Raw genomic sequence first — 3,573 nt, 5'->3', positions numbered from 1 at the left:
CGGGCCTTCCGATTTGCGACCGATCACTTAGCGGGTTCGATCGTTCGCGATCTGCTCGATCTCTTTCATCGACGTCAGGATGTCCTCGAAGAGAGGGGCGTCCCCGAAGATCATTGGTGTCATGTTCGCATAATCCCGCGCGAGCGCGTCAATCATTGCCGCGGACGGCGCGATCGCGAACGATCCGGTTGCGGCCGACGCCAGGTCGTAGTCGGGACGGTTGAAGAACATGAGGGCGTGACGAACGCAGTCTGCTCCCAAGTCGGCATCAGCTATCGCCGACCGGCCGACATCGGAGGCGAAAAGGCAATGGAGGTCGTAGAAGTGCCGCGAGACACGCTGGCCTGCCTGGCGCAGTTCGCCGCGGCGCTCGAACCAGCGCCGCAGGCCGTGCGCGATCACGACCTTGTCCCAAAACGTGCGCTCGGCACCGATCGTCGTGACGTTCGAGACTGACAGCTCGAGGCCCGCCACATCGTGGGCAATATAGGGGCGGATTTCCTTCGGATGGTTCGGGTCGAGAGCCGACTTCGCTCCGGACTCGATCCGCACCGCCGGCCGCACATAGGCCCCGTCGCGCGGCTCGACCTCGGGATACCAGACCAGGAGCGTCTGCCCCTCGGGGTCAGCCTCGTCGATCTCGACGCGACCGCGCCCGTCCGTTGCCTCGGCAAGGTGTTCAGTCAGGAACCCGTGCAGCGATCCGGTAATATAGCCGCGACAGGCGTCCCGGATCGCGTCCAGTCGAGCGCGGCGCTTCGTGTTCGACAGCCCTTCGAGCTCTTCGACGGAGGCGGGCTCGTCGAGATCGTCACGAAAGACCGTCACGTCGATATCTTCGGAAAATCGCTCGATCAGCCCGAAGGCCTTTGACAGCGACGTCCCCCCCTTGAACAGGAGGCGCGGACCTCCAGCAGGTCGTTCATGATAGAGGGCGTTAAGGGTCCAGCAGACCCAAAAATCCTTTTCGATGTTACCGATCGGCGCGCCAAGCCGATTTGCCGTGGTCAGGAAGAGGTCGAGCTTCTCGCCGGGCGGGGCGGAGATGACCTCCCTATAGGCTGCGCTGCTCACGAGCGGTCCTCCCGCGTAGCGTCGGCGGTATCGAGCAAGGGCCTTAGAAAATCCTGCATCCAGATTGGCATGGCTGAGAGACCCGCGCGAAGATCGTCGCGGAGCTCCTTCCCATGCTGTGGGTCGGCGAACAGCTTGCGCAGGCGGTTCTCGACGACCCGTCGATCGTCCTCCGCCGCGATCATGTCCTGCATCCAATAAAGCGCCTGGACGACGCGCATGCCTGGGCGTCCCGCCCAATAGAGGCGGCTGGGCGCAGCCGACTTGAAATGGATGACTTGCTTGCCGAGTGTGATCGGCTTCAGACGGGCGTCGATCAGGACCTCGATCCGTGCGGGGACGGCCGTGGTGAGGCCGAGATCGTTCGCCGCGGTCATGCCGTCGACCACGACGCGGGCCTGATCCCGGCGCGTCACGGCTCGAATCACGGCCCGATAGTCGGGGACCATCGGCTTGCCGGTGAGGGTGCTTTTTCGCGGCCGATCATAGAGCCCACGGTCGATCCGGCGCAGCTCGCCGGCCGCAGCGAGGCGCTGTAGCGTCTTGTCGACAGCCGCGCGATTGCCGAGGTCGGCGAAATCGCCTGGCGTCCAGATCTCGGCCGGCGTCGCGTCAATACGGGCCAGAAGCCGAGGGCGGAGGTCGGCGGTTGGTTGATCGAACATGTCCGAAATATGATGTAAACTTCGGACATAAGCAAGGGACGTCCGAACGATGCTGCATTTTTCGGACAGCTTGGTCTGCTTTTCCAGAGTGGCCTTATAGGAGCAGGAGCTGAATCTGCCTCTCGGCCTGACGAGGCAACCCATCCAGCGACGAGACTGTGACGCCGATCAACCGTATGCCCTTTGCGACCGGGAACAGCGGCGCAAGCAAGGACAGAGCAAGGGCCTCGATATCCGCTGACGCCGAAAACGCCATGCCGATCGTCCGGCTGCGCGTAACCTGCTGGAAGTCGGCGTATTTCACCTTCAGCGTCACGGTCCGGCCACGAACGCCATTCGCCTCGCAATATCGCCAGACCTTTGCAATGAGCAGCACGAGTTCGGCCCGCGCCGCGTCGAGCTCGAAGATGTCGGTCGCGAACGTGTCCTCGGCGCCGACCGACTTCCGCGGCCGGTCGGGCTCGACAGGTCTCTCGTCGATCCCGCGCGCGATCCGATAGTACCAGGAGCCCGACTTGCCGAATTGCTGCTGCAGGAACGAAAGCGACTTCGCCTTGAGATCGCCGCCGGTCTCGATGCCGAGCCGATGCATCTTGGCGGCCGTCGCCGGACCGACGCCGTGGAACTTCTTGACCGGCAGGGCCTCGACGAAGGCCGGCCCCAGACGCGGAGTGATCACGAACTGCCCGTTCGGTTTGTTCTGGTCGCTGGCGATCTTGGCGAGGAACTTGTTGTAGGAAATGCCCGCAGAGGCATTGAGACCGGTCACCGCCTTGATCTTCGCCCGGATGATCTCGGCGATCGTCGTGGCGATCGCAATTCCCTGATGGTTCTCGGTGACGTCGAGATAGGCCTCGTCGAGCGAGAGCGGCTCGATCAGGTCGGTGTGTTCGGCGAAGATCTCACGGATCTGCGCGGACACCGCGCGGTAGACGTCGAAGCGCGGCGGCACGAAAATCAGCTCGGGGCATTTCCGCTTCGCCGTGATGCTGGGCAGGGCGGAACGCACGCCAAACGCCCGCGCCTCGTAGCTGGCCGCGGCATAGAAGGCATCCATGTCGATGTGAATGATCTTGTGGTACGGCCGAGGCGCCACCAGGGCTGTCGCTTGGCACTTAATTGTAAGAATGTGACGGTTAGGCTCAAGCTTGGCACCTAATTGTGAGAATCATTGCTGCATGATTCTCAAATTAAGTGCATCTGCGATGAAGCTTTCCACTTACGACCTCGGGCTATCATGTTCTCGGTGGCGTCAGTGAACCGGACCCTGTTGTCACCCATCATGTGCCCCCGTAGCATCCGGAGCATCTCCGGTCCGGCACGCTCGACGATGGCAACGCCGGCGAGCAGAGCCGGCCGCAGGTGGAGCGGCAGGATCGGCTTTGCAGGTGTAGGCAGGTTCTCCTGTCGCTCGGCGATGACATGGTCGAGATCGGGGATGACTGCGCCGAGCAGCCGGAAGCGCCAGAGGTCGTGCTCGCGGGGTACAAGCGTTGGAACGCGTCGCATCAGGAGAAGCCGAGCAATGTCGGCTGGTGATGTCCAGGTTCCGATACCCCGTTCGGCTTCATCGTCGAGCAGCCTTTCGCCATGAACGGCCGCAACGCGATGTTGCCGGAAAGGGGAGGCGAGTTCGCGACCGCCGGCATCCCGGAGTTGGTTTCCACACAAAGCGCACGTAATACGCCACCCCAGAAGCTGGCTTCGCAGGATCGGCGCCGGTTCCGCATGTCCCGGGCTGCAACTCGTGCAGACCTGCGTTGGCCGCGTGGCGATGAGCCGACGCGATGATTGCGCGACATTTGTGAAGATCATTCGACGCACCACGGCCGGT

General features: G+C 62.9%; 4 protein-coding genes. All 4 read right to left on the bottom strand.

The window, feature by feature from the left end:
- Positions 1-27: 27 nt before the first annotated feature.
- Positions 28-1,074: a nucleotidyl transferase AbiEii/AbiGii toxin family protein gene (locus V5F77_RS28360; protein ID WP_429008400.1), complete on the bottom strand. Its 1,047-nt coding sequence runs from the start codon at positions 1,072-1,074 to the stop codon at positions 28-30.
- Positions 1,071-1,739 (bottom strand): DUF6088 family protein, encoded by a 669-nt coding sequence (locus V5F77_RS28355; protein WP_429008399.1) that lies wholly within the window; start codon positions 1,737-1,739, stop codon positions 1,071-1,073. The genes V5F77_RS28360 and V5F77_RS28355 overlap by 4 nt, the downstream gene beginning before the upstream one ends.
- Positions 1,740-1,833: 94 nt before the next feature.
- Positions 1,834-2,796, bottom strand: a complete 963-nt coding sequence (dinB, locus tag V5F77_RS28350) for a DNA polymerase IV (RefSeq protein ID WP_429008401.1) — start codon at positions 2,794-2,796, stop codon at positions 1,834-1,836.
- Between the two features lie 128 nt (positions 2,797-2,924).
- On the bottom strand, positions 2,925-3,573 hold a 649-nt coding region (locus V5F77_RS28345), incomplete at its 5' end, for a hypothetical protein (protein WP_429008398.1).

The sequence above is a fragment of the Roseixanthobacter psychrophilus genome (genome assembly GCF_043195195.1).
Classification (GTDB): Bacteria; Pseudomonadota; Alphaproteobacteria; order Rhizobiales; family Xanthobacteraceae; genus NCEH01.
The sequence above is the reverse complement of the archived record's forward strand: the minus strand, read 5'-3'. Positions and strand labels throughout refer to the sequence as shown.

Bases quoted from the DNA above. Each gene is read 5' to 3' on its own strand.
- V5F77_RS28355 (WP_429008399.1), bottom strand. From the start codon at position 1,739: ATGTTCGATCAACCAACCGCCGACCTCCGCCCTCGGCTTCTGGCCCGT.
- dinB (WP_429008401.1), bottom strand. From the start codon at position 2,796: ATGGATGCCTTCTATGCCGCGGCCAGCTACGAGGCGCGGGCGTTTGGC.